The sequence below is a fragment of the Catellatospora aurea genome, assembly GCF_042663325.1.
Lineage (GTDB): Bacteria > Actinomycetota > Actinomycetes > Mycobacteriales > Micromonosporaceae > Catellatospora > Catellatospora aurea.
Genome location: NZ_JBHTAC010000015.1, coordinates 17,747 through 41,048 on the forward strand (window position 1 = coordinate 17,747; position 23,302 = coordinate 41,048).

Genomic DNA, 23,302 nt, shown 5'->3' on the forward strand with positions numbered 1-23,302 from the left:
GCTACGCATGGCGATGGGAAGGTGCCCTTCCTTGGGTCAGGCGCGGTGGCGGCCGGGGGTTGTCGCGGTCGCCGTCGCCAGGACGGGGAGCAGGGCGGAGTTCTCGTCCCGGTCCGGGCTGGACGGGGTGAACTCCTGGAAGCGGTCGCCCTGGGTAGGCTGGTCGGGTTCGGCGGTCGGTGTCGTCCGGGTGGTGGGGACCAGTAGCGCGACGACCACGGCGGCCGCGGCGACGGCGGCCAGCACCAGGAAACCGGTGGTGTAGCCGGCCGCGGTGGGCAGGCCGCTGGGCTGGGTGTGCGAGGTGACGATCGCGGCGACGACGGCGATGCCGATGGAGCCGCCGATGGTGCGGATGTTGGTGTTCATGCCGGTGGCGATGCCCGTCTGGGCGGGGTCGGCGCCCTGGACGATGAGGCTGGTCAGGGCCGCGTACGCGATGCCGAGTCCGAGCCCGAACACGGCGCCGCCGGCGGCGAGCTGCCACGGGGCGTCGTTGAGCAGACCGAAGCCGGCACACGCGGCGGAGATGAGCGCGGAGCCGGCGACCAGCTGCGCCTTGAACCCGACGGTGCGGTGGATGGGACCGCTGACCAGGCCACCGACTGCCATGGCCACGAGCATGGGCAGGATCAGCAGGCCCGCCGCGGTGACCGAGGCGCCGAAGCCGTATCCGGCACCGGCCGGGGTCTCCAGGAACTGCGGCAGGAAGGTGAACGCGGCGATCATCGCTCCGCCGAACAGCAGGGCGACGGTGTTGGTGGTCAGCATCAGCGGCTGGCGCATCATCCGCATGTCGATCAGCGGGTTGTCGGTGCGCGTCTCGACGACCGCCCACAGCGTGAAGCTCACGGCCGCCAGGGCGAACAGTGCGATGGTCACGGGGGCGTCCCAGCCCCAGACCCGGCCCTGGCTGACCGGCAGCAGCAGGGCGAGCAGCCAGGTGGCCAGCAGCGCCGCGGCGGTCAGGTTGATGCGGCCGCCCGAGCGCACGGGTGACTCCGGGATGAACAGGCGGCACAGGATCGCGGTGGCGGTCACGACGATCGCGGGGATCCAGAACAGCCAGCGCCAGCCGAGCGCTTCGGTTATCGGCCCGGCCAGTACGGTGCCGAGTCCGCTGCCCACAGCGATCACGCCGGACAGCGCGCCGATCGCCGAGGGCACGCGGCGGGGTGCGAACTCGTCGCGGATGATGCCGAACGCGAGCGGGAACACCGCGCCGCCGAGGCCCTGGATCACCCGTCCGGCGACGAGCACGCCGAGGTTCGGGGCGAGCGCGGCGACGACGTTGCCGACGGCGATCGCGATCAGCACGATGACCAGGCTGTGCTGCTTGCCCTTCAGGTCGCCGAGGCGGCCGAGGATGGGGGTGGCGACGGCGGCCGCCAGCAACCAGGAGATCAGCACCCAGGAGACCGCGGACTGGGTCGTCGCGAGGTCGTGCTGGATCACCGGCAGCACGGGGCTGACCAGCGACTGCAGCATCGACAGGGAGATCGCGGCGAGCGCGAGCAGGCTGAAGGTGACGGTGGTGGAGCGGGCAGGGGAAGTTGCCATGGTGCATGTCCTCATCTCGCGGCGGGAGCGCTCGTCGGCGCATCGTCCGGCCGCGGATATACTGAGAGTGGTCCTCCACATATACGGAGGGTTACTATCACTATAGTGATAGTCGGTCTCCGGTTGCAAATGCGATGAGGGGAAGGACACCGTGAACGACCTGGCCCGGCTCAGGACACCCCGGCCGCACCGCGCCGACGCCGGCCGCAACTTCGACGCGATCCTGGCCGCGGCGCGTACGGCGTTCACGGAGCTGGGCGCGGACGCGCCGCTGGATGAGATCGCACGCCGGGCCGGGGTCGGCATCGCCACCCTCTACCGCAACTTCCCCACCCGCGAGCAGCTCATCGAGAACGTCTACATCACCGAGGTGGAGGCGGTCGCCCAGGCCGCGGTCGACGGCGCGAGCCTCGACCCGTGGGAGGGTCTGACCAGGTGGCTGCGCCGCTACGTCGACTACGTCGGGGCCAAACGGGCGCTGATCACCGGCCTGAACCGCGACTCCGCGACCTTCCAGGCCTGCCGCGACGAACTGTTCGCGGCGGGCAGCCCGCTGCTGGAAAGGGCCCAGCGGGACGGCACGGTGCGCCCCGACGTGACCATCGTCGACGTCATGTGGCTGGTCAGCGGGGTGGCGGGAGTGGGCGGCGACCCGGACCGGCGCGAGAAGGTGCTGGCGGTGGCGCTCGACGGCCTTCGTTTCACGGATGCCGGCAAGCCGTAGCAGGCCCCGTCCGGGCGGGCGTCGAGTGGCGGTCGACAGATGATTCTGGGAGCCCCGGCTGATTCTGGGAGCCCCGGCGACCAGGCCGACCCGAGAATCCCCGCCGTCACCGTGGGATCGGGGGCGCGTCCCAGTCTGCGTGCCGGGCCATCGACCGCAGGGCCACCCGGGCCGGGGTCAGTCGCATGACGGTGTTACGTAGCCGCACGGCCACGGGGTTCGTCAGCTGCTGGCCGATCCGGCCGATCTGCGCGGCGGCGCGGGCGACCTGCTGCGAGCGAGGACGCCTCTGCCGGTCGTATTCAGCCAGCGCGGCAGGGATGTCGTCCCCGGGGCCGCAGAGCGCGGCGAGCACCACCGCGTCCTATCCTGCCCGCGCGTATGCGCGGCCGTGCCTTTCTGCCGCTCGGCTGGGACACCCACCCGCATCTCGTGGTGGACGCGATCAGGTGGTACGTCGACCACCCCGAAGACCGTGCCCGCATCGGTTCCTAGGCCGAACACGACCGGCTCGTGTCGGCGCTCGACCGGGTCTGACGCCTGCGGCGGCCGCGACGCCGACGTGACGAACCGCCTGCCCTCCGGTCGACCGGCGGCAGGCGGTTCGCGGGATGCGGGTCAGGCCGCGCCGAAGGTGACGGTCAGGGTGGGCTTGTTGGTGTACTCCCGGCTGTGCAGGCGCTGCTCGTATCCGGCGGCGCCCTCGGTGTTGTCGCGGATCTGCAGGCCGTGGTTGCCGTCGGTGTACAGGCCGGCGACCTGTGCGGTGACGGTCCACTCCACCCAGCCCTTGACCGCGGGCACGGTGGCCGCGGTGCCGGTCGTCGCGGGCTGGTTGCGCCAGGTCACGCCGGTCTCGGTCCAGGCCCCGGCGAGCCGGGCCGCCCGCAGCGTGCGGGTGCCGGCGACCGAGGACACGTACATCCGCAGCTTCGCGTTCGTGACCTTGCAACCGGCGGGCAGGCTCGGCAGCGCGAAGTGCACCAGCGTCCGCGCGTCGGCGTTGGCCTTGCTGCGGACCTTGAGGATCGTGTCCTTGGCGTAGTTCGTCGTGGGCCAGCTCGTCGTGATCCACGAATCGTAGTCGGCGGTCCGGGTCGCCGTGCTCGCCGTGCAGGTCGCGGTGCCGTTGACGGTCACCGACGCCTGATCGTCCTCGCCGGGCGCGCTGTTTCCGGGCGTCGAGTCCGTGTCGGCCGGGGACGCGGCGGTGACCTGCGCGATGTTCGTCTTCTGACCGGTGGTCGCGACCCTGGCGACGAGCTGGAGCGTCGCGTTCGCCGCCGCGGCGAGGCTGCCGACCGACCACACTCCGGTGGCCGCCGTGTACGTTCCCTGCGTCGCGGTCGCCGACACGAAGGTCAGCCCCGACGGGAGCTGGTCGGTGACGGCCACGCCCGTGGCCCCAGCCGGTCCGGCGTTGGCGACCCGCACGGTGAAGGTGACGTTGGAGCCGACCGGCACCGAGGCGGCCGAACCGGTCACCGTCAACGACAGGTCGACCATCGGCGGCGGGGGCAGCCCCGCGCCCCAGTCGCGGGCGAACACGTCGCGGTGGGCGTCGGAGTCGTCGGCGCTGAGATTGCGCGCCGGCGACTCGAACGCGATCAGCCTGCCGTCGCCGGAGATCGACGGATTCGTGGAGCGCTCGTCGCCGCCGGCCCCGCCCGCCCCGGTCGCCCTGCTCACGAAGGTGGTCGTCGCGGACTGGAGGTCGCGGACGAACACATCGGGGCACGGCCGGTTGGTGCCCTGCCCCGGGTCGTAGCAGGTGTCGAGGTCGTCGGCGCTCAGGTTCATCGCCCGCGACATGAACGCGACGTAGCGCCCGTCGGCGGAGATCGACGGCTCGAACGAGCGTAGCTCCGCCACGGCCCCGGCGGCCCCGTTCGCCCTGCTGGCGAGCGAGGTCCGGCCCTCCTGCGTATCGCGTACGTAGATGCTCTCGGTGTCGAACGAGTCGACGTCGTCGGCGCTGAGGTTGTACGCGTCGGAGACGAATGCGATGTGGCGGCCGTCGGAGGAGATCGACGGGCAGCTCGACGGCCCGCCCGAGGCGAGCTGGCCGTCGACCCCGTCGGCCCTGCTCACGTAGCTCGCCGTGCCAGACTGCAGGTCGTACACGACGACGTCGAGGTAGCCGTTGTGGTCATCGATCGAGATGCCGTCGGTCTCGAAGGCGACCTTGCGCCCGTCGGCGGAGATCGCCGGACCGCAGGGCCCGAACCGGTAGATGGGCGCGTTGCCGATGTACACGGTGGTGCCCGCCTGGAGGTCGCGTACGAAGAAGTCGGTGCACGGGTGCGGGCCGCCGCCGTCGATGTAGCACTCGTCCTCGTCCTCGGCGCTGAGGTTCGCCGCGCCCGAGGTGAAGGCCACCTTGGTTCCGTCCGCGGACACGGTCGGGTAGTAGGAGCTGCCGTCGGAGGCCGCGCCCTGTGCGCCGTTCGCCCTGCTGACGAACGTGGTCGTGCCGGCCTGGAGGTCGCGGAGGAAGATGTTCGAGCACGGCTCGGGCAGGCCCCAGAACAGGGACATGCAGGTGTCCTCGTCCTGGCCGCTCAGGTTCGCGGCGGTCGAGCTGAACACGACGTAGCGGCCGTCGGCGGAGATCGACGGGTCCGCGGACGGGCCGTTGGCGGCGGCTCCGTCCGTTCCGTCGGCGCGGCTGACGTAGGTCGTCGTGCCGGTGGTCAGGTCGCGGACGAAGATGTTGGTGTGGTTGTTGTCGTCGGCATCGCTGAGGTTGTCGGCGTCGGAGGCGAAGGCCAGGTAGCGACCGTCGGCGGAGACCGCCGGGGCCGAGGAGTCGCCGTTTCCGGCAGCACCGGAGCTTGCTCGGCTGACCAGTGCGGTGTCGTACGTGGCGGCCCACGCCGGGGTGCCCGGCACGGCCGCCAGCGTCGCCGCCAGCATCGCCAGCGAGACGGCCAAGGGCGTCCTGCGGCGGAAGGCGGCCCCGGCGTGTTGTCGTCCTGCGCGGGGCATCCGCGATGTGAACCCGGGTCTTGTCATCGGCATAGGACGGCTCCGTTCAGCCCATGCGGCGTCCACGCGCATGGACGGGTATGGTTCGACCGCTCGCGATCGGCGAGCCTGCACGCAGAGTAAATTACCGATAACAGAACGTCGCGATGACACTCGCTGCTGCTCGCCGCCCGCCGAACGGTCGCGAATCGAGACGCGCCCCACCGGTGCGGACCTGCGGCGGACCGGCTGGGCGCGGGCTGACCGTGCGCTTAGGTCAGCTCGAACTGCGGCACGCTACCTGCCGGCTGCTTCCGCTGCCAGCGCTGGACCAGGCGGGCCAGTTGTGCTCGTGCGGACGAATCCGCCGCCGGCGGAAGGTCGTACGCCGCCAGACTGCGCACAACGATGCTGTTCGCCCTCACGAAGCGCCGGCCGGCCGCGGTGAGTCCCGGATCGTCCCCGATCTGGTCGATCGCGCAGGTCAACTGCAAGCGGAGCTGAGCGAGTTGCTCCATGGCGGACTCGGGTCGGGGCGATGTGTCGCAAAAGGCCTTCCACCACAGCGCCACAGCGGTGAAGGCTCCGATTCCGTGGAGCATGCCGCTCAACGGACGAGGATCCGGGCGCCATGGTGCGAAGTATCGGATACCCGAGTCCTGCCGGTGCAGGTCCACCAGGTCCATCAATGCGTTGATCTTGCTGTGCTGGAATTCGTGGATGAGCATCACCGCTGCCTCAAGCGGTTGGTGCGGGATGGTCGCCGCCAGGCCGCCGAAGGCGTCGCCACTGGTGACGCTGACTCCCGGCACCCCGTTCAGGGGAACGACGGAGGACAGCCCCACCGCGAGCTCATCGGCTCGGTCCGAGGCATGTTCCTCGATCAGTTCCCATGCCTTCGTGAGAGTCCTCTCGACGCGGGACCACTCGCCGTTCGGCAGGCGATCCGCGGGTGGCACGCCGACGCAGTCCCGATGCGGGTCCAGGTCGTCGACATACAGCGTGAATCCGGTCCTTCCCGCCGGCCGGACGGTTCTGATGGGGTCAGCGGGCTGGATGATCCCTTTCGGCGCCGTGAACAGGCCGATCGTCGGCAGCCAGATCCGGCCTCCGGAATCGCGCGCGATTCTTTCGGCCGTCGCCGTGTCGCCCACCCGGTACGCCACGGCGGCGACCACATTACGCAGGTAGTCCGCAGGGCCGGCATGCCTGGCACGAGCGGATCTCGTGATCCACGCGGCTACCCAGGGATAGGTCAGAACGGCGGCACACTCCGCCGGAGAGGTCGCTTCCACCTCGGCCAGCAGCGTGATGTAGTCCGCGGACTCGGGCCGATGCGTGGCCAGATGGCGCAACAGCAACCGGACCCTGCTGACCCTGCTCGCCCGCAGCGCCGATACGACGGACGCCGATGCGGCGGCTCCGGCTATCGAATCGAATGACGGTGTATTCAGGCGGTGCCACTCCATGGTTATACGTCGATTGCGCTCTGCCAGCCGAGCCGGATCTCGTCCGTATCGCTGAGTGTGGAAACCAGCTGCTGCACGGCGGCCATGAGGTCCGGGTCCCGGTTGTGAAGGAGTTCTACCAGGCTCATCGGATTGACGTCGGGAATAGCCCGCGAATCGGGCATGTCACTCTCTACGGGCATTATCAAGCACCTCATTGACAGGTTGGGATGAAGGAGTTGCCGACTTGTCGGATGAACGTGAAAGTCTAGTTCAGAGTGGCGCAGGCTCGATGTAGACGTTAAGCCGTTCGCCACGGATCGCCTGTTCGACACGTGGGTGGGTGCCGCCGAGGACCTCGATCAGCAGGCGCAGCGCGTCGGTGTGTTGCTGCTTGCCGGCATCGACTTCCCCGAGTGCGAGTCTGTCCGCCGCGAACGACAGGGCCGCGGCCAGGGCGTCGGGGTGCCTGCTTCCCAGCGTTCTGGTCAGCTCGACATAGGCGAATCGATCGAGCTCCTTGGCGGCTTCGAGATCGCCTAGGGCGAAGTGGGCGTTGGCGAGATTCACGCCGGCGAACAGGACGTGCGGATGCCCTGGGCCAAGATCACGAGTGAGGTGTTCGTGAACGGCGGCGGCGGCATCGAAGGCACTGGTGAAACTCTCCTCCTTGAGCAGGAGGATGGCGTAGGTGCTCCGGCATGCCAGGGTCAGGTGGGCGACAGGTCCGTAAACCTGGTCGGCGAACTGCCAGAGCCGTTTCGCGGCCGTGACCGCGTCACGGTTCTCGCCGATGGCTGACTGAATGGTCACCGCAGCGAGCTCGCAGGACAGGGCATCGGGATGATTGCGGCCCGTCACGGTCGCGTATCTGGCCGTCGTCTGGCGGACGAGCTCATGCGCATCGGCGAATCGTCCGAGCTGGCGCAGGGTGAGCGCGAGCTCCTTGCCGGTGCGCAGCGTGTCCAGATGATCTCCGCCGGGGGAGAGCTGCTGCGCCTGCAGTGTCCTGTGCAACAGGCTGTATGACTCCCAGAGGTAGCCGAGGTCGCGTAGGTCGCGTCCGTAATTGCCCGCGGCGGTCAAGGTTCCGGCGTCTTCAGTTCCGAATATGCGAGATCGGAGCTCTAGCGTCTGGTCGTTCAGCTCGGCCGCGCTGGCGAAGTCGCCGACGAGCCGAAGTCCGATCGCGAGGTTGTTCACCGCGATGAGCGTGTCGGGGTGCTCCTGCCCGTAGGCGGCCCGGTAGAGGTCCAGCGTCCGGCGGTCGAGGCTGACGGACTCGGCGTACTGCCCGGTCGCTCGCAGGTCGAAGCCGAGGCTGCGAGCGGTGGCGAGGGTGTCGCGGTGGCTCGGGCCGAAGGCTGCCAGCTGACGGCGGTAGACGTCCTTGTCGATGGAGTGAGCGAGCGTGATGTCGCCTCTGGCGCGGACGGCGTTCGCCAGGTGGAATCGTGTTCTGAGGGTGAGCGGGTCGTCGTTGTCGGCTGTCTCCCGCCACGCGCCGAGGGCAGCGTTGGCGAGAGCCTGGCTCGCATGATAGTCACCACGCCGGTACAGGTAGCGGACGAGGGAGACGACCAGGACTCGCATCGACTCTGCCTGCGAATCGATGATGTCCAGGTCGCGCGCGTGCGTGAGAATCTCACTGAAGCGGGGCCAGGTTCCCGGGTCCTCGGGCGACAACTGGCTTCCGACTCGGGCGAGAACGCTTCTGGCGATGTCGCGCAGCTGTTCGAGATCATGGACCTGTGCCTGGATGCGGAGCCGGACCAGCGGATGGATGATGACCGCGGTGCGCGCGGCGTCGACCTGAGCCAAGGCGTAGCGAGAGATGTCGTCAAGAAGGAGCCGCTGCTCGTCTATGTCGGCCAACGCGCCGTCGAATGCGGTGAGGTGGCCTCCCAGCTCCTGGCCGAGGATGATGGACATCCCGATCGGCGAGGGGCCCATCGCGGCACACAGCTCCAGCAGCCAGGCGGCAGCCGGCCGCTCCTCGCGTAGCCGATCGAGCGACACGATCCAAGCGTCCAGGACGTCGCCGGCACCACCGAAACGCTGGTCTTCGAGAAGGCCGAGAATCCGGTCCTGCGAGTGCAGCGACTGAAGATACTCAGGCACCGGGACGGCGACGGTGTGCAGGTAAGCGGCCGCCTGCGCGACTGCCAGCGGCAGGTCGCCCATGCGCTCGGCCACCTCGTCGGCCTCGGACAGCGAGATCCGGGGAACCCGCCGGCGGATCAGCTTGATGCTGTCGGCTCGGCGCATGTTCCCGATGTCGAAAGTCTCGGCGGCCTCGTCCCATGTGCCGAATCGCGTCGTGATCAGGATGTCTGCCGACGTGCGCGGAATGAGGCCGAGGAACTCGTCGTCGGGTTGATCCGCATTGTTCAGGATCAGCAGCGTGCGGCGGGGCGGCGTGGTCCGCTCCTCCAGTGAGTCGCGAAGCCGCCGGATCCGGGTGTCGAGGTCGAGGCTGGGAGAGTACCCGAGGGCGATGGCGAGCTCGCCCAGCCCTTCCTTGAGCCGCTGGGAGTCGGTGGCTTGAACGACCCAGACGATGTCGTAGTCGCGGGAGAAGCGGCGTGCGTATTCGAGCGATACTTGCGTTTTGCCGATGCCACCGAGCCCGACGATCGCCAGCGGGCGGTCGTTACCGGACGAGAAGTAGTCGCGGATACGTTCGATCTCGGCCGCACGTCCCACGAAGACCACGGAGCTCGGCGGCAGATTGGTCGTCGTTCTCGGCTTGCCGACGAACCGGTGATCGCGAACTGGCCGTGGTGCGTCCTGGTGAATGCCGTCGGCTGTGCGCAGCAGCGCGGACTGGATGTCGCCGCTGTTCAGGCCCGTCACGTCGATCGCGGCAGCCGTCGAGTAGTGCGGTTCAAGCCTGCTTCCGTCGATTTTCACGGCGTGGAAGGTCGTATGGTCCGACCGGCCGACGGACGCGAGGTGCCAGATCTCGGCGCCGAAAGCGGCGGACACATAACTCGCCGACAGGACGACGAGCACATGGTCTGCGGAGGTGACCATGCGACGCAGTGAGCCGAATCCCTCGAGCGACTCGTCGGCGTCGACGGCGCGCATCGTCACCTCGGGTCCGTGCCCGGTGAGTTCGGCGGTGATCCATTCGGCCCACAGCCGGTCGGCGGAGGTGTAAAACACGACCAGTGATCGATCTTCGCCACTTCCGCGCTCGTATTCCGCGAGATATCTCTTGCGCAGTGACTCCTCCACCGGCGCCACGGTGACCTCGCGGTCCAGGAGCACCGAGGTCAGCCTCTCGTAGGCGGCGAGCAGCGTCGTGTTCTGCTGCGGCCGCTCGGCGAAGACCGACAGAATCTCCTCGTACGCGTAATAGGGCCGGTAAGGTATCTCCACATTCGGCCAATAGAGGGGATCATCCGGAGCGATCGCATGAAAGCGTGCGCGAGCGATCTCCAGGCCGCGTTCCCGCTTCGGGTGTTCGTAGTCGTCGACGCGCATCGGGACCGGGTAGATCCGGATCGGATCTCGCTCCCTGGCGGACTGGATCGATCGCGCGACGGAGAAGGCGCCTTCGATAGCCTGGTTGGACAGAGTGAAGCCGTCGACGACGCAATCGGGGAGCACCACTGTGCAGATGCCTGCGGTGTCGCTCAGACCGGTTCGGCTGTCGATCAGCACGTAGTCGTAGGAGCGCCGGAGGCGGTGCCGCAGCGCCTGGAGGAACTTGCCGCCGGCCAGGCGGTTGTAGAAGTTCGCCCACTCGAACTCACTCACCACCGTCGCGTAGTACTCGTCTTGCTGGCCGGCGGGCATCAGGTCGATCTTGCCCCCGCCGGGAAAGCGCCATTTGACCGGTGCGAGGAAGCCCTCGATCCGCGTCGCCTGATCGAACCGGTCGTCCGCGTCGGGGGTGGGTAAGGGCTGGCTGAGGGGCAGTTCCCCGTACCGCTGGATCAGATTGATCAGTCCGGGAGTGTGCCGGAGCATCTTGTCCTCGAGGAACGGATGAAAGTACCGGTGCAGGCCGGGGGATTCGAGGTCCCAGTCGATGATCAGGACCCGCAATCCTTGGCCGGCCATTATCCAGGCGATATTGGCCAGGGCCATGGTGCGACCGGTGCCCCCCTTGTAGGAGTAGAAGGTGACAATCCGGCCGTTTCTGCCACGGTCTAAGGTCATGATGTCCTGCCGCTCAGGGGTTGCCGAGGATCGGCATCGAGGGGGGTGGTGGGCCGGGCGGCTCCTGGAACACCCTTCCCGTGGTGAAAAGGCGGGTCTTCGCCACGGTCAAGGCCTTGGCCAGTCGGCGCTTGAACTCGTCAGGTGTCTCCGAGGCCAGTATCAGTAGATCCGGGTCTCCTCGTTCGAGGGCGTGGGGAAGATTCGCCGAGACCCTCTCCCAGAACAGGCGCCCGTCGATGGAGAAGCTGGGATCATATCGACTCCACGGCACCACGACGGGATCGTTGCGCTGCGGTTCTGATCCCGTGGCACGGACGTCGTAGCGGTGGACGATCGATGCGAACTCCGGCATGAAGGTCGACCACACGTCGACGAGCAGGATGATGAACTGGTTGTTCTCTTCGGCCCACGTCGTCAGGTGCTGGAGCTGGGCCACGTCGGCGATGCGGTACTTGAAGTCTCGGACGGTGGCGACCACGCCCGCGTGATAGGCGAGCGGAAGGCGGCCGCTGTAGTCCGGTTCTTCTTGTGTGGGCTCGTGCATGTACGGCGCCCACAGGTCATGGGAGGTGCCGTAGTACTGGTCGGCGCGTCTCGGCCAGATCGCGCGGATCTCCTCGGTGGTACCCGCGGCGACGACGATGTGCACGAGGAACGCGTCGGTGGGCGGATCGCCGTCAGGCCGTGGCGAAGGGCCGGATGCGCTGACAGGCGGGCCGTCGGCGGGCGGGGCCGTCGGCGGCGGCTGTCCCGATGAGGTCTCACTACGCTGGGCGGGAATGCGCAATGAGGAATGGGATGCGCGCAGTTGCTGAAAGTGCTGCCGAAGCTTCTTGTAGATCAGCTCGTCCGGCGACTTGGGCCGTATGATCTTCGAGTGAGTGCCGGGCAGGACGCCGACATTCTCCTTGGGAAAAGCTGATTGCGCCGATTCTGGGGTGACGACTCGGTCCGTCTGCCCCGCGTATGCCCATACGGTGATCGGGCATCTCGATTCGGAGACCACCGTCGCATGCACGGCCCTGTTGATGAGATCGTGCCGGGTGTCCTGAACTTCTTGGTGGAACGGCTTCAGATCCTGCACCTGCGGGTGCCGGCGAAAGAAGCCCCGGCGCAACGTGAGGTGGAACTCCGACCCGTCGTTCGGACATGCGAACATGACAAGCGACCGTATGCGCTGAATCTCGCTGCCGCGCCCGTCCTTGAGCATTCGGACGATGAGCCGTTGCGCGATGAGTCCGCCCTGGCTGTGAGTGACCAGGCAGACCCGGTCCTCCGCATCGGTCTCCGTCTCCAGGAAGGTCCAGAGCGAATCGGCCAGCGTGTTGAAGGACGGTATGCTTTCGAGTGGTCTGCCCACCGGCGGCGACGGGTAGTTCCAGGGCAGGCGTTTGACGTCGATCGGGTCGGGATCCGCTAGAAACAGCGCCTCTAAGGTGTCCCAGGTTCGCGCAGACGAGAATAGGCCGTGTACGAAAACGGCAACCGCTGCCATCCGCTACCTCTGCCGTAGGCTGACCAACTGGTTCGGACGTAAATTATCGAACGAGTCGAACCTGTTGCGGAAGTGTCTTTGATCTGTCAGCCCGATGCGGAATGGGGCCGCGAGGCGTTAGGCGGAGGAAGCCTCAGCTGCCCGAGCTGCGAACTCGTTTTCCATGACGGTGCCCTTCCTTCAGGCGGACTCGCGGGGGACGAGTTCGGTCGGAAGTATGAGCGAGTCGACCGTCTCCGCGCCGTCGATCAGTTCCAGGAGCAGGCGGACGGTCTCGGTGGCGACCTGTTCCAGCGGCTGGCGGACCGTGGTCAGCTTCGGGTGGGTCGAGCCGGCGATGGCGGAGTCGTCGAAGCCGCCGACGGCGACGTCCTCGGGGACGCGTCGGCCGCGTTCGCGCAGGACGGCCAGGGCCCCGGCGGCCATCAGGTCGGAGCCGACGAAGACGGCGTCGAGGTCGGGGACGCGGTCGAGCAGTTCGCGCATGGCGGCCTCGCCGCTGTGGCGGGAGTAGTCGCCGTGGGCGATGAGCTTCTTGACCGCCTTGCGCCCGAGCACGTCGCAGAAGCCTTCGAGGCGGTTGAGCCCGCCGGGGGTGTCCAGCGGCCCGGTGATCGTGGCGATCTTCTTACGCCCCTGGTCGACGAGGTACTGCGCCATCTGGCGCGCGCCCTCGCGGTCGTCGGCGGCGGCGTACGGGATCACGCCCTCGCGGCCGAGGACCGCGCCGCAGGCCACGGCCGGGATGGACAGGCCTTCGAGTTCGCCGAGCAGCGGGTCGCCGGAGTGCGCGGACAGGAGCAGCACCCCGTCGGCGTGCCCGCCGCGCAGGTAGCGCACCACGCGCTCGCGGTCGCCGTCGTCCCCCGCGACCATCATCACCAGGGCCACGTCTCGCTGCGCCAGCCGCCGGGTCGCGACCCGCAGCAGCGTGCTGAAGTTCGGGTCCTCGAACAGCTTCTCCTGCGGCTCGCTCAGCACCATGACCACGGTGCCGGTGCGCTGGGTGACCAGGCTGCGCGCCGCTCGGTTGACGACGTACCCGGTCTCGGCGACGGCGCGGCGGACGGCGGCGAGCGCGGCGGTGCTCACGTACGGGTCGCCGTTGAGGGCACGGGACACCGTGCCCCGGGAGACTCCCGAGGCACGGGCCACGTCGTGGATCGTGGGACGCCGCTTGTTGGTCACAGGCATCAGGATTTCACAGACCCGCCGGACAGGTCCGTTCGCCAGTACCTCTGCATGGTCAGGAACAGCGCGATCAGGGGGATGATCGACAGCAGGGCGCCGGTGATGACGAGGTTGTACAGGGCGGGCTGGTTGGCCCCGGTGGCCAGCAGCGTGTACAGGCCGACGGTGAGCGGGAAGCGCTCGTCGTCGGCGAGCATGATGAACGGCAGCAGGAAGTTGTTCCAGATCGCCACGAACTGGAACAGGAAGATCGTCACCATGCCGGGCAGCATCAGTGGCACCGCCACCACCCGCAGCAGCCGGTGCTCGCCCGCCCCGTCGATGCGCCCGGCCTCCAGCAGCGCGTCCGGGATCGCCGCGGCGGCGTAGATGCGGGCCAGGTAGATGCTGTACGGGTGCAGGATGCTGGGCAGCAGCACCGCCCAGTACGTGTTGGCGAGTCCGGCCTTGGCCAGCAGCAGGTACTGCGGCACGGCCAGCACCACCGCGGGGACCAGGATGCCGCCGATCAGCACCGTGAAGATCGCGTCGCGGCCGAAGAACCGGAACTTCGCCAGGGCGTACCCGGCCAGCACCGACACGGCCGTGGACAGCAGCGCGCCGACGCCGGCGTACAGCGCGGTGTTGGCCATCCACTGCCAGAAGATCCCGTCGCGGTACGCCGACAGGTCGGCGATGTTGCTGAACAGGCCGCTGCCCGGGGCGAACGCGTTGGTGGTGAACAGCTCGCCGCGCGTCTTGGTCGACGCGGCGAGCACCCAGCACACCGGCAGCAGGCAGTACAGCGCCCCGAGCAGCAGCACCGCGGTCGGCGCCAGCCCGAGCGGTCGGCGTACCCCCTTGGTGGTCATCTTTCCTCCCCGAAGGCCTGGCGGCGGACCAGGCGCATGAACAGCAGCGACGGCACCACCGAGATCGCGGCGATGACCAGCGAGGTGGCGGCGGCGCTGTAGAGGTCGCCGGTGACGAACGCGTCGCGGTACACCTTCATCAGCGGGCTCCAGGTGGAGCTGACCGCGTTCGAGATGGGCCGCAGCGTCATCGGCTCGGTGAACACCTGGATCGTCGCGATGATGGAGAACACCGTGGTCAGCACCAGCGCGGGGGCCAGGATCGGCACCTTGACCCGTAGCGCGATGGCGAGCTCGCCCGCGCCGTCGATGCGGGCGGCCTCGTAGTAGTCGCGGGGGATGGCCCGCAGCTGGGTGTAGAGGACCAGCATGTTGAAGCCGGTGCCGCCCCAGATCGCCACGTTGACCATGGAGAACATGACCGTGCTCGGGCTGAGCAGGTCCACGCCCTCGATCCCGAGCGCCCGCAGCGTGGCGTGGATCGGGCTCAGGCTGGGCAGGTAGAGGAAGCCCCAGAGCAGGGTGGCCACCACGCCCGGCACCGCGTACGGCAGGAAGATCGCGATGCGGGAGAAGCGGGCCAGCCGCACCCGCGCCGAGTCCAGCAGCAGCGCGAACACCAGCGCCAGGCCGAGCATCAGGACCAGGACCAGGGTGGCGTATCCGAGCACGCGCAACCATCCTGCCCAGAACTCCCCGTCGGCCACGGCCGTGCGGTAGTTGTCGAGGCCGACGAAGATCTCGGTGCGCGACTTGCGGCCCAGGCCCAGCCCGGAGAACTTCACCTGGCGCAGGCTCAGGTAGGCGGTGTACCCGATCGGCGCGGCGATGAACAGGGTGAACAGCACCACCGCGGGGAACAGGTAGAGGTAGGGGGTGGCGCCCGCGCGATGTGCGCGGGCGCCCCGGTGTGCCTTGGTCATCCGCTCAGCTCGCCAGCGTGAAGCCGGACTTCTTCATGTCGGCGACGGTCGCGTCGTGCATCGCGCCCAGCGCGTCCGTGAAGGAGGACTTGTTCTGCAGCGCCTTGTCGAAGGCGTCCTTGTACGCGCTGTACGCGACGTTCACGTTGGGGCCGAAGGTGAAGCCCCGCGCGGTGCCGGCGATGGTGGTCGCCTGCTGCCAGAAGTCGGCCTGGTTGGCGAAGTACTCCGGCGCGGTGGTCATCAGGGCCTGGCCGTTCTTGGCCGCCGGGTAGATCGCGGCCTCCTTGATGAGCAGGTCCAGGGCCTTGGCGTCGGTGTTCAGCCAGGACGCGAACTGCGCGGCGGCCTTCTTGTGCTTGCTGCCCTCGGCGATCGCGATGGACGAGCCGCCCCAGAAACCGGAGTAGTTCTCCCCGGCGCTCCACTGCGGCAGCGGCGCGATGGCCCACTTGCCCTTGCCGTCGGGGGCGTTGCTGGTCAGCACACCGGGTGCCCAGACCGCCGACGCCCAGCTCAGGATCTTGCCGCCGTTGAGCGCGGCGTTCCACTCCGGCGTCCACGGGGCCTGCGTGTCGACGACGCCGTCGGAGGCCAGGCCGCCCCAGAAGTCGGCGACCTTCTTCGTCGCGTCGTCGTTGATGCCGACCTTCCAGGCCTCGCCGGTGATGGACCACCACTTGCCGCCGGCCTGCTGGGCGAGCCCGGCGAACCAGCCCGGGTCCTTGCTGGAGAAGCCGCCCAGGTAGACCGTCTTGTCCTTGGCGTGCACGGTGCGGGCCGCGGCCGCGTACTCGTCCCAGGTCTTGGGGATCGCGATGCCGTACTTGGTGAACAGGTCGGTGCGGTAGTAGAGCATCATCGGGCCGCTGTCCTGCGGCAGGCCGTAGACGCCGTCGGTGCCCAGGGTCACCAGGTTCCAGATGCCGTCGGAGAACTGGCCGCGGACGGCCTCGACCTCGCCCTTGATGTCGGCGACGGCCTCGGCGGCCACGAACGACGGCAGCATCTGGTACTCGGCCTGCACCAGGTCGGGCGCGGTGCCGGCCTTGGCCGCGGTCAGGAACTTCGCCGCCGCCTCGTCGCCGCCCGCCTGCTTGCTGACGGTGACCTTGATGTCGGGGTGCGCCGCGTTCCACACCGCCGCGATCTTGTCCATGTTGGGGGCCCAGGTCCAGAACGTCAGCTCGACCGGGCCGGTCTCCTGCGGGGTCTCCTCCTGCCCGCCGCTCGAACAGCCCGCTGCCAGGGCGCCGACCAGCACTGCGGACATCACCAACCTGAGCCGCTTCGTACGCATAGGTCCTCCGTCAAAGGCGAATTCTCTGTGAACGTTCACAGTGCGGCACAGTCTGCGCGCCACGTATCCAGCCCGTCAAGACCCCGTGTCCGAGGCGTTACACGCCCGGCCCCCACCCCCTCCTGTCGCAACTCTTAAAGACTTGGCCCGTCAGATATCCGCCTTTGCCGCGAGTCTTTATGAGTTGCGGCGGGGAGGGGCGACAGGCGGGCGATGATCGCCCGGGTCTTTGCGTGGGGCGGGGGGTCCGTTACTGTGCACGTTCACAGACGTGCCGTGGTTGTCAGGGGGAAGTGGTGTCCGAGAGCGAACATGTGGTGCCGCGGTTGCGCGGGCTGGCCTTCGGCGGCGACTACAACCCGGAGCAGTGGCCCCGCGAGGTGCAGGAAGCCGACGTCGCGCTGATGCGGCAGGCCGGGGTCAACCTGGTGAGCCTCGGCATCTTCGCGTGGGCGCTGCTGGAACCGGAACAGGGCCGCTACGACTTCGGCTGGCTCGACGAGATCATCGACCGGCTGCACGCGGGCGGGGTCAGCGTCGACCTCGCCACGCCCAGCGCCGCCCCGCCCGCCTGGTTCGCCCGCAGGTACCCGCACACGCTGCCGGTCAACCGCGACGGCGTGCGCATCGGCTTCGGCAGCCGCGAGACCGCCTGCCCCAGCTCGCCCGAGTACCGGCACGCCACCGTCGAACTGGCCCACCGGCTCGCCGAGCACTACCGCGACCACCCGGGCGTGGTCATGTGGCACGTGCACAACGAGTACGGAGCCCCGCTCGGCGAGTGCTACTGCGAGACCAGCGTCCGGGCGTTCCGGGACTGGCTGCGCGAGACCTACCGCGACCTCGACGCGCTCAACGCCGCGTGGGGCACCGCGTTCTGGAGCCAGCGCTACGGCGACTGGGACGAGATCGACGCCCCGCGCGCCAACCACACCGTGGTCAACCCCGCGCAGCGGCTCGACTTCGCCCGGTTCAGCTCCGCCGAGAACCTGGCCTGCTTCACCGCGCAGCGCGACGTGATCCGCGCGGCCACCCCGCACCTGCCGGTCACCACCAACTTCATGGTCACCAACTGCAAGTCGATGGACCTGTGGCGCTGGGCGCCGGAGGTCGACGTCGTCTCCAACGACCACTACCTCAACGCCGAGCAGCCCGACAACCACATCGACCTGGCCATGGCCGCCGACCTGAGCCGCTCGCTGGGCGGCGGCCGGCCGTGGCTGCTGATGGAGCACTCGACCGGCGCGGTCAGCTGGCAGCCCCGCAACATCGCCAAACGCCCGGGGGAGATGCGCCGCAACAGCCTCGCCCACGTGGCACGGGGTTCGGACTCGGTGCTGTTCTTCCAATGGCGGGCCTCGCGGGCCGGGGCGGAGAAGTTCCACTCGGCGATGCTGCCGCACGCCGGCACCGATTCGGACCTGTGGCGCGAGGTGGTCGCGCTGGGCGGTGAGGTGGCCGGTCTTTCGGGGGTACGCGGCGCGCGGGTGGCCGCCGAGGTCGCCGTGGTCTGGGACTGGGAGTCCTGGTGGGCCCTCGATCTGGAGTGGCGGCCCAGCGTGGACCTGCGTTTCCGCGAGCGGGTCGAGGCCTACTACGCGGCGCTGTGGCGCGAGCACGCGACCGTCGACTTCGTGCATCCGGCGGCGGACCTGTCGGCGTACAAACTGGTGGTCGCCCCGAGTGCCTACCTGCTCGGGGAGGCGGCGGCGAAGAACCTGCGGTGTTTCGTGGAGTCGGGCGGGCACCTGCTGGTGTCGTACTTCTCCGGGATCGTCGACGAGCACGACGCCGTGCACCCGGGGGCGTACCCGGGCGTGCTGCGCGACGTGCTGGGACTGTCGGTCGAGGAGTTCCACCCGCTGCGCGAGCACGAGACGGTGGCGCTGTCCGACGGGGGCGCGGCCCGGGTCTGGTCGGAGCGGGTGCGCCCGGCCGGCGCGGTGACCGTCACCGAGTTCACCACCGGCCCCGACGCCGGGCATCCGGCGGTCACCCGGCACGAGCTGGGACGCGGCACCGCCTGGTACGTCGCGACCAGCGTCGACGGGCTGCGGCCGCTGCTGTCGCAGGCGCTGGACGCGGCCGGGGTGTCCCGCCCGCGCGGTCTACCGGACACCGTCGAGGCGGTGCGGCGCGGCGCGTACCTGTTCCTGCTCAACCACGGCGACGAGCCGGTCACCGTGCCGGACGTGTCGGGGGTGGACGTGCTCGACGGCACGGTCTTCGCGGCAGAGGCAGTCGTCCCTGCGGGAGGCGTGCGGGTGATCGCCCCGCAGTGAGGGCGGGATGTGGCCGATGTGTCTGTGAGCGTTCACATGTTCGCAACAGTCGCGTCGGCTGTCAACGGCGGCGTCGCCGGGTGTGTGCCCACCCGGCGGCGCCGCTTTCTACATCGAGCCGTACACCGACATCGCGGTCAGCGCCCGCGAGTTGTAGTCGAACAGGGCCTGGTTCTCCCAGCCGTTGCCCGACGACGGGTTCGTCGGGTCCCAGCCCGCGCCGGCCTGCGCGGTCCACGCCGGCTCCCAGTAGAAGACGCCCATGCCCCGGCCGTTGGGCACGTTCTTCACGATGTCGACCACGGCCTGGAACGCGTCGCGCTGCCCGGTCGCCGAAGCCGGGTAGCCGCAGGTGTTCGCCAGCGACGAAGTGAAGATGTTGCTCTCGCCGTCGTCCTGCGCCGTGGCGAACCCGTACGCCGTCTCGGCGACGATCACCGGTTTGCCGTACCGGGAGGCCATGTCGTTGAGGTTGTTCTGCAGGCCGGACATCGACCCGTGCCAGTAGCAGTAGTACGACGCCCCGATCACGTCGAACGGCACCCCGAACGCCACGGCCTGGTCGAACCACCAGCGGAAGGTGGCGTTGTCGCCGCCCTCGGCCAGGTGCAGCATCACCAGCGTCGAGGAGTTGACCGCCTTGACCGCGTTGACGCCCGACTTGAGCAGCTGCGACAGGTTGCCCCAGTGGGACGTGCTGCCGGTCGGCAGCAGCATGCCCGGGTTGATCTCGTTGCCGACCTGCACCATGTCCGCCGTGGTGCCCTGCGCCTTGAGCGCGTTGAGCACGTCGTAGGTGTGGTTGTAGACCGCGGTGTTCAGCTGCGACAGCGAGTAGCCCGACCACGCGGCCGGGGGCACCTGCTTGCCCGGGTCGGCCCAGGAGTCGGAGTAGTGGAAGTCGACCAGCAGCTTCAGGCCCTGCGCCTTGATCCGCTGCGCCATGGTCAGCACCCGGGCCTTGTTGTTGTACCCGTCGGCCGGGTTCACCCAGACCTTGAGCCGGGCGTAGTTCATGCCCGCGTTCTTCAGGATCGTGATCGCGTCGCCCTGCGTGCCGGAGCTGGTGTAATACAGCGCGCCGAAGTCCTCGTTCTTCTTCAGCGACGACAGATCACCGCCCTTGACCTGCAGCGACGTGCCCGCACCGTTCTTGGTGAAGGTCACGTCGTCCACGTTGATCCACTGGTTGGCGGCGGCGTTGGAGTAGACGCTCAGCGTGCACGACGTCGAGCTGACGTTCGCCGTCACCGACACCTGCACCCAGGTGCTGCTGCTGGTCGGGATGTTGACCTGCGCCTGTGCGCCGCCGCAGTTCTTCATCGCCAGGTACGCCGCCGACTGCCCGCCGCCCGAGCGCACCCACGCGCTCAGCGTGTACGAGCCGGTGGTCAGGCCGGTCAGCGTCTGATACGTCTCGACGGTGTACGCCGACGCAGACCAGTGCGTGCCGCGGTAGCTGCCGCTGCGCCCACCGGCCTCGCTCTTCGACGCGGCGACCGTGCCCGACTCGGACCAGCCGGTCGGGGTCTGGCTCGCCCCGTTGGACTCGAACCCGGGGTTGGTGACCGTCGAGGCCGCCGCGGCGGGTGACGCGGGTGCGGCCAGCGCCGTCACCGCGGCCAGGGCCGCCGCGGCGAGCAGTGCCTTTGCTCTGTGCATGTGTCCTCCTGATGTGTGAGTCGCTCACAGACACATCGGGAGCGTCCACAGCGGAACCGGGGGGCCGACTGTGAACGTTCACAGAAAACATCGACGGAGGTGCGTTGTCAAGAGCAGCACCGCCACCCGCGTCGGATCAGCGGGCGGCGTGCTGCTCACGCGTGATGGCGAAGAACGTCGACGGCCCGTCGTCCTCGACGACCCGGCTGGGTTGCTCGACCATCCCGAGCTTGCCGGCGATCTTGATCGAGGCGTGGTTGTCGGGGTGGATCGTCGCGGCGATCTCGTCCAGCGACGAGATCGCGAATACGTGGTCGAGCATCGCCCGGCCCGCCTCGGTGGCGTAGCCACAGCCCCAGAAACGCTGATGGAAGACGTAGATCAGCTCGTCGAAGTCGTTGCCCGGGGCCCGGACCACGCCGCAGTAACCGACGAAGTCGCCCGACGCGCGCTCGAACACGGCAGACGTGCCGTACCCGCGGTCGGCGTACTTGCCCTGGCAGACCTCGATCCAGTAGGCGACACCCGCCCGGTCGAGCGTGTCGCCGTCGCCGACGTAGCGCATCACCGCCGGGTCGGCGCAGAGCGCGGCGAAGTCGTCGAGATCGTCGGGAGTGAAGTGGCGCACCCGCAGGCGCTCGGTGCTGAACATGTCCTCGGTCACGGACGCGACCCTACGGCGCTCGCGTCGGACCGGCGATCGGTTTGTGGCTCATCGGCTGGGCCAGGGTCGCCGCGTGCCCCGGGCTGGGCGAATGAGGTTGCCGCGCGCAGCCGGTTCGGGAATGCTGCCCCGGTGCAGATGCATTCTGACCAGCTCACCGTGTCCCCGGAGGCGGTCCGCGCCCTGATCGCCGAGCAGTTCCCGCAGTGGCGGGACCTGGCGGTCACCGAGCTGCGCTCGCAGGGCACCGTCAACGCGATCTTCCGGATCGGCGACGGCCTCACCGCCCGTTTCCGCCTGCAGCCGCTCGACCTCCCGGAGGCTCGCCGCAGGCTGGAGGTCGAGGCCGAGGCGGGTCGAACTCTGGCCTCCCGGACGGGGTTCCCGACCCCGGAGCCGGTCGCTTTCGGCGAGCCCGGACCGGGATACCCGCTGCCGTGGGCGGTGCAGACCTGGGTGCCCGGCGTCATCGCCGCCGACGACGACCCGGGCGAATCGGAGGCGTTCGCGCGCGACCTCGTCCGGTTCATCACCGAGGTGCGCGCCATCGGCACCGGCGGCCGTCGGTTCGCGGGCGGCGGTCGCGGCGGTGACCTGCGGGGCCATGAGGACTGGGTGCAGACCTGCCTGGGCCGCAGCGAGCAGCTGTTCGACGTGCCGCGACTGCGGCGGATCTGGGCGCGGCTGCGTGACCTGCCGCGCGAGGCCCCGGACGTGCTGAACCACGGCGACCTCATTCCCGGCAACGTGCTCGTCGCCGAAGGCCGCCTGGCCGGGGTGCTCGACGTCGGCGGACTCGGTCCGGCCGATCCCGCCCTCGACCTGGTGAGCGCGTGGCACCTGCTCGAAGCCGGGCCGCGCGAGGTGCTGCGGACCGGACTCGGCTGCGACGACCTGACCTGGGAACGCGGCAAGGCCTGGGCCTTCGAGCAGGCACTCGGCGCGGCCTGGTACTACGTCGACACCAACCCGGCGATGAGCCTGATGGGCCGGCGTACCCTGGCCCGCATCCTGGCCACGGAGTGACGGCGGAAACACGGGTGCGCCAACGCCGTCACGACAGGCAGCATGGTGCCCGCCACGGCGGATCGTCACCGTGGGGACCGACGGACGGAGCGGCGAGATGAACCCCGAGCAGGCACCGGTCAGCGAACAGGACCGGCACGACACGGTACGGATGATCGACTTCCAGCGCGCGTCGCAGCGTCGGCAGGCCGAGCGGGTCGTCGACACCCCTGTCGGCTTCGCCGTGTTCAGCGGCCGCTACCGACACTCCTACGACCACAACAAGTTCGTCGTCACCGGCGGCGACGTGTCGACCGTGCTGGAGACGGCGGAACGGCTGCTCGCCGACGAAGGGCTCGCGCACCGCTACATCGTCGTGCACGACGAGCAGCTGGGCGAGGCGCTCGCTCCGGCCCTGACCGAGGCCGGCCACGTGCACGAGCGCAATGTGCTGATGCGCCACGACGGCCGGACACCCGAGCCCCGCGCGACCGCGACGGTGAACGAGATCTCCCTCGACGAGCTGCGCGCACCCGACCGCGAGTCCTGGCTGGCCGAGCTTCCGCAGGCCAGCGCCGAGGCCATCGACCACCTGGTCGACCGCCGGGTAACCCGGCTGCAGGCCGCGCCGCGGGTGACCTTCCTCGGCGTACGCGAGGGCGGGCAGGTCGTCGCGCGCGCCGACCTGTACGTTGACGCGGGTGCGGGCGTCGCGCAGATCGAGGACGTGCACACCCAGCCCGCTCACCGCGGTCGTGGCCTGGCCGGGGCGGTGCTCGCCACCGGTTTGGAGCGTGCCCGGCAGGCCGGATGCGACCTGGTGTTCCTGGAGGCGAGCGCCGACGACTGGCCGAGGCACTTCTACGCCAGGCTCGGCTACCGCGAGCTGGCGGTGACCCACCTGTTCTGCCGCGTGCCCGGCTGACCCGCCCGCGCCGCCCGACCACCGGCGCACGCGCGCCGCGCCGCATCGCACCGCGCAGGGTCCAAGATCGTTCGATTTGCCCGGCACTCGTGCGTATCTTGAGCGCGCATTCGCCCACCTGCCTGGCAAGTC

17 protein-coding genes are annotated in these 23,302 nt (G+C 69.1%); 4 read left to right on the forward strand and 13 right to left on the reverse strand.

Annotated features, from left to right (window positions below; translation table 11 throughout):
- Positions 1-36: 36 nt before the first annotated feature.
- On the reverse strand, positions 37-1,560 hold the full coding sequence (locus ACFQO7_RS16730) for an MFS transporter (protein WP_376807184.1): 1,524 nt from the start codon (positions 1,558-1,560) through the stop codon (positions 37-39).
- A 151-nt stretch (positions 1,561-1,711) separates the two neighbouring features.
- Between ACFQO7_RS16730 and ACFQO7_RS16735 the strand changes: the two genes are divergently transcribed.
- Positions 1,712-2,284, forward strand: a complete 573-nt coding sequence (locus ACFQO7_RS16735; protein WP_376807185.1) for a TetR/AcrR family transcriptional regulator — start codon at positions 1,712-1,714, stop codon at positions 2,282-2,284.
- Positions 2,285-2,390: 106 nt separating this feature from the next.
- Here the strand turns inward: ACFQO7_RS16735 and ACFQO7_RS16740 are convergent, their stop codons facing one another.
- The 10 genes from ACFQO7_RS16740 to ACFQO7_RS16785 all read right to left on the reverse strand — a co-directional run bounded on the left by ACFQO7_RS16740 (position 2,391) and on the right by ACFQO7_RS16785 (position 16,605).
- Complete coding sequence (locus ACFQO7_RS16740; protein WP_376807186.1) at positions 2,391-2,642, reverse strand: hypothetical protein; 252 nt, start codon at positions 2,640-2,642, stop codon at positions 2,391-2,393.
- Between the two features lie 260 nt (positions 2,643-2,902).
- Positions 2,903-5,218 carry a CBM96 family carbohydrate-binding protein gene (locus tag ACFQO7_RS16745; RefSeq protein WP_376807187.1) on the reverse strand — a complete coding sequence of 772 codons (2,316 nt, stop codon included), beginning with the start codon at positions 5,216-5,218 and terminating at the stop codon, positions 2,903-2,905.
- 305 nt (positions 5,219-5,523) lie between these two features.
- Entirely contained in the window at positions 5,524-6,720 is a 1,197-nt protein-coding gene (locus ACFQO7_RS16750) for an aKG-HExxH-type peptide beta-hydroxylase (RefSeq protein WP_376807188.1), read from the reverse strand.
- A 2-nt stretch (positions 6,721-6,722) separates the two neighbouring features.
- Entirely contained in the window at positions 6,723-6,902 is a 180-nt protein-coding gene (locus ACFQO7_RS16755) for a hypothetical protein (RefSeq protein WP_376807189.1), read from the reverse strand.
- 70 nt (positions 6,903-6,972) lie between these two features.
- Positions 6,973-10,869, reverse strand: a complete 3,897-nt coding sequence (fxsT, locus tag ACFQO7_RS16760) for an FxSxx-COOH system tetratricopeptide repeat protein (RefSeq protein ID WP_376807190.1) — start codon at positions 10,867-10,869, stop codon at positions 6,973-6,975.
- A gap of 13 nt (positions 10,870-10,882) precedes the next feature.
- Entirely contained in the window at positions 10,883-12,367 is a 1,485-nt protein-coding gene (gene fsxC / locus ACFQO7_RS16765; protein WP_376807191.1) for an FxsC protein, read from the reverse strand.
- Between the two features lie 180 nt (positions 12,368-12,547).
- On the reverse strand, positions 12,548-13,561 hold the full coding sequence (locus tag ACFQO7_RS16770) for a LacI family DNA-binding transcriptional regulator (RefSeq protein WP_376807192.1): 1,014 nt from the start codon (positions 13,559-13,561) through the stop codon (positions 12,548-12,550).
- Positions 13,561-14,409, reverse strand: coding sequence for a carbohydrate ABC transporter permease (locus ACFQO7_RS16775; RefSeq protein WP_376807193.1), 849 nt, complete (start codon positions 14,407-14,409; stop codon positions 13,561-13,563). Before ACFQO7_RS16775 ends, ACFQO7_RS16770 begins: the two co-directional genes overlap by 1 nt.
- On the reverse strand, positions 14,406-15,332 hold the full coding sequence (locus ACFQO7_RS16780; RefSeq protein WP_376807194.1) for a carbohydrate ABC transporter permease: 927 nt from the start codon (positions 15,330-15,332) through the stop codon (positions 14,406-14,408). The genes ACFQO7_RS16775 and ACFQO7_RS16780 overlap by 4 nt, the downstream gene beginning before the upstream one ends.
- Positions 15,333-15,336: 4 nt before the next feature.
- Positions 15,337-16,605: an ABC transporter substrate-binding protein gene (locus ACFQO7_RS16785; protein ID WP_376807195.1), complete on the reverse strand. Its 1,269-nt coding sequence runs from the start codon at positions 16,603-16,605 to the stop codon at positions 15,337-15,339.
- A gap of 323 nt (positions 16,606-16,928) precedes the next feature.
- Here ACFQO7_RS16785 and ACFQO7_RS16790 point away from each other — a divergent pair, with 323 nt between their 5' ends.
- A complete protein-coding gene (locus ACFQO7_RS16790) occupies positions 16,929-18,914 on the forward strand; it encodes a beta-galactosidase (RefSeq protein WP_376807196.1) in 1,986 nt (661 codons plus the stop codon).
- A 108-nt stretch (positions 18,915-19,022) separates the two neighbouring features.
- Here the strand turns inward: ACFQO7_RS16790 and ACFQO7_RS16795 are convergent, their stop codons facing one another.
- Entirely contained in the window at positions 19,023-20,576 is a 1,554-nt protein-coding gene (locus ACFQO7_RS16795) for a glycosyl hydrolase 53 family protein (RefSeq protein WP_376807197.1), read from the reverse strand.
- A 136-nt stretch (positions 20,577-20,712) separates the two neighbouring features.
- Positions 20,713-21,240 (reverse strand): GNAT family N-acetyltransferase, encoded by a 528-nt coding sequence (locus tag ACFQO7_RS16800; protein WP_376807198.1) that lies wholly within the window; start codon positions 21,238-21,240, stop codon positions 20,713-20,715.
- 138 nt (positions 21,241-21,378) lie between these two features.
- Here ACFQO7_RS16800 and ACFQO7_RS16805 point away from each other — a divergent pair, with 138 nt between their 5' ends.
- Positions 21,379-22,266: an aminoglycoside phosphotransferase family protein gene (locus tag ACFQO7_RS16805; protein WP_376807312.1), complete on the forward strand. Its 888-nt coding sequence runs from the start codon at positions 21,379-21,381 to the stop codon at positions 22,264-22,266.
- A gap of 97 nt (positions 22,267-22,363) precedes the next feature.
- Complete coding sequence (locus ACFQO7_RS16810) at positions 22,364-23,170, forward strand: GNAT family N-acetyltransferase (protein WP_376807199.1); 807 nt, start codon at positions 22,364-22,366, stop codon at positions 23,168-23,170.
- Positions 23,171-23,302 lie beyond the last annotated feature (132 nt).

Coding starts and splice junctions, on each gene's coding strand:
- fxsT (WP_376807190.1), bottom strand. CDS start 10,869: ATGACCTTAGACCGTGGCAGAAACGGCCGGATTGTCACCTTCTACTCC.
- ACFQO7_RS16775 (WP_376807193.1), bottom strand. CDS start 14,409: ATGACCACCAAGGGGGTACGCCGACCGCTCGGGCTGGCGCCGACCGCG.
- ACFQO7_RS16810 (WP_376807199.1), top strand. CDS start 22,364: ATGAACCCCGAGCAGGCACCGGTCAGCGAACAGGACCGGCACGACACG.
- ACFQO7_RS16780 (WP_376807194.1), bottom strand. CDS start 15,332: ATGACCAAGGCACACCGGGGCGCCCGCGCACATCGCGCGGGCGCCACC.
- ACFQO7_RS16770 (WP_376807192.1), bottom strand. CDS start 13,561: ATGCCTGTGACCAACAAGCGGCGTCCCACGATCCACGACGTGGCCCGT.
- ACFQO7_RS16755 (WP_376807189.1), bottom strand. CDS start 6,902: ATGCCCGTAGAGAGTGACATGCCCGATTCGCGGGCTATTCCCGACGTC.
- ACFQO7_RS16785 (WP_376807195.1), bottom strand. CDS start 16,605: ATGTCCGCAGTGCTGGTCGGCGCCCTGGCAGCGGGCTGTTCGAGCGGC.
- ACFQO7_RS16805 (WP_376807312.1), top strand. CDS start 21,379: ATGCATTCTGACCAGCTCACCGTGTCCCCGGAGGCGGTCCGCGCCCTG.
- ACFQO7_RS16795 (WP_376807197.1), bottom strand. CDS start 20,576: ATGCACAGAGCAAAGGCACTGCTCGCCGCGGCGGCCCTGGCCGCGGTG.
- ACFQO7_RS16730 (WP_376807184.1), bottom strand. CDS start 1,560: ATGGCAACTTCCCCTGCCCGCTCCACCACCGTCACCTTCAGCCTGCTC.
- ACFQO7_RS16750 (WP_376807188.1), bottom strand. CDS start 6,720: ATGGAGTGGCACCGCCTGAATACACCGTCATTCGATTCGATAGCCGGA.
- fsxC (WP_376807191.1), bottom strand. CDS start 12,367: ATGGCAGCGGTTGCCGTTTTCGTACACGGCCTATTCTCGTCTGCGCGA.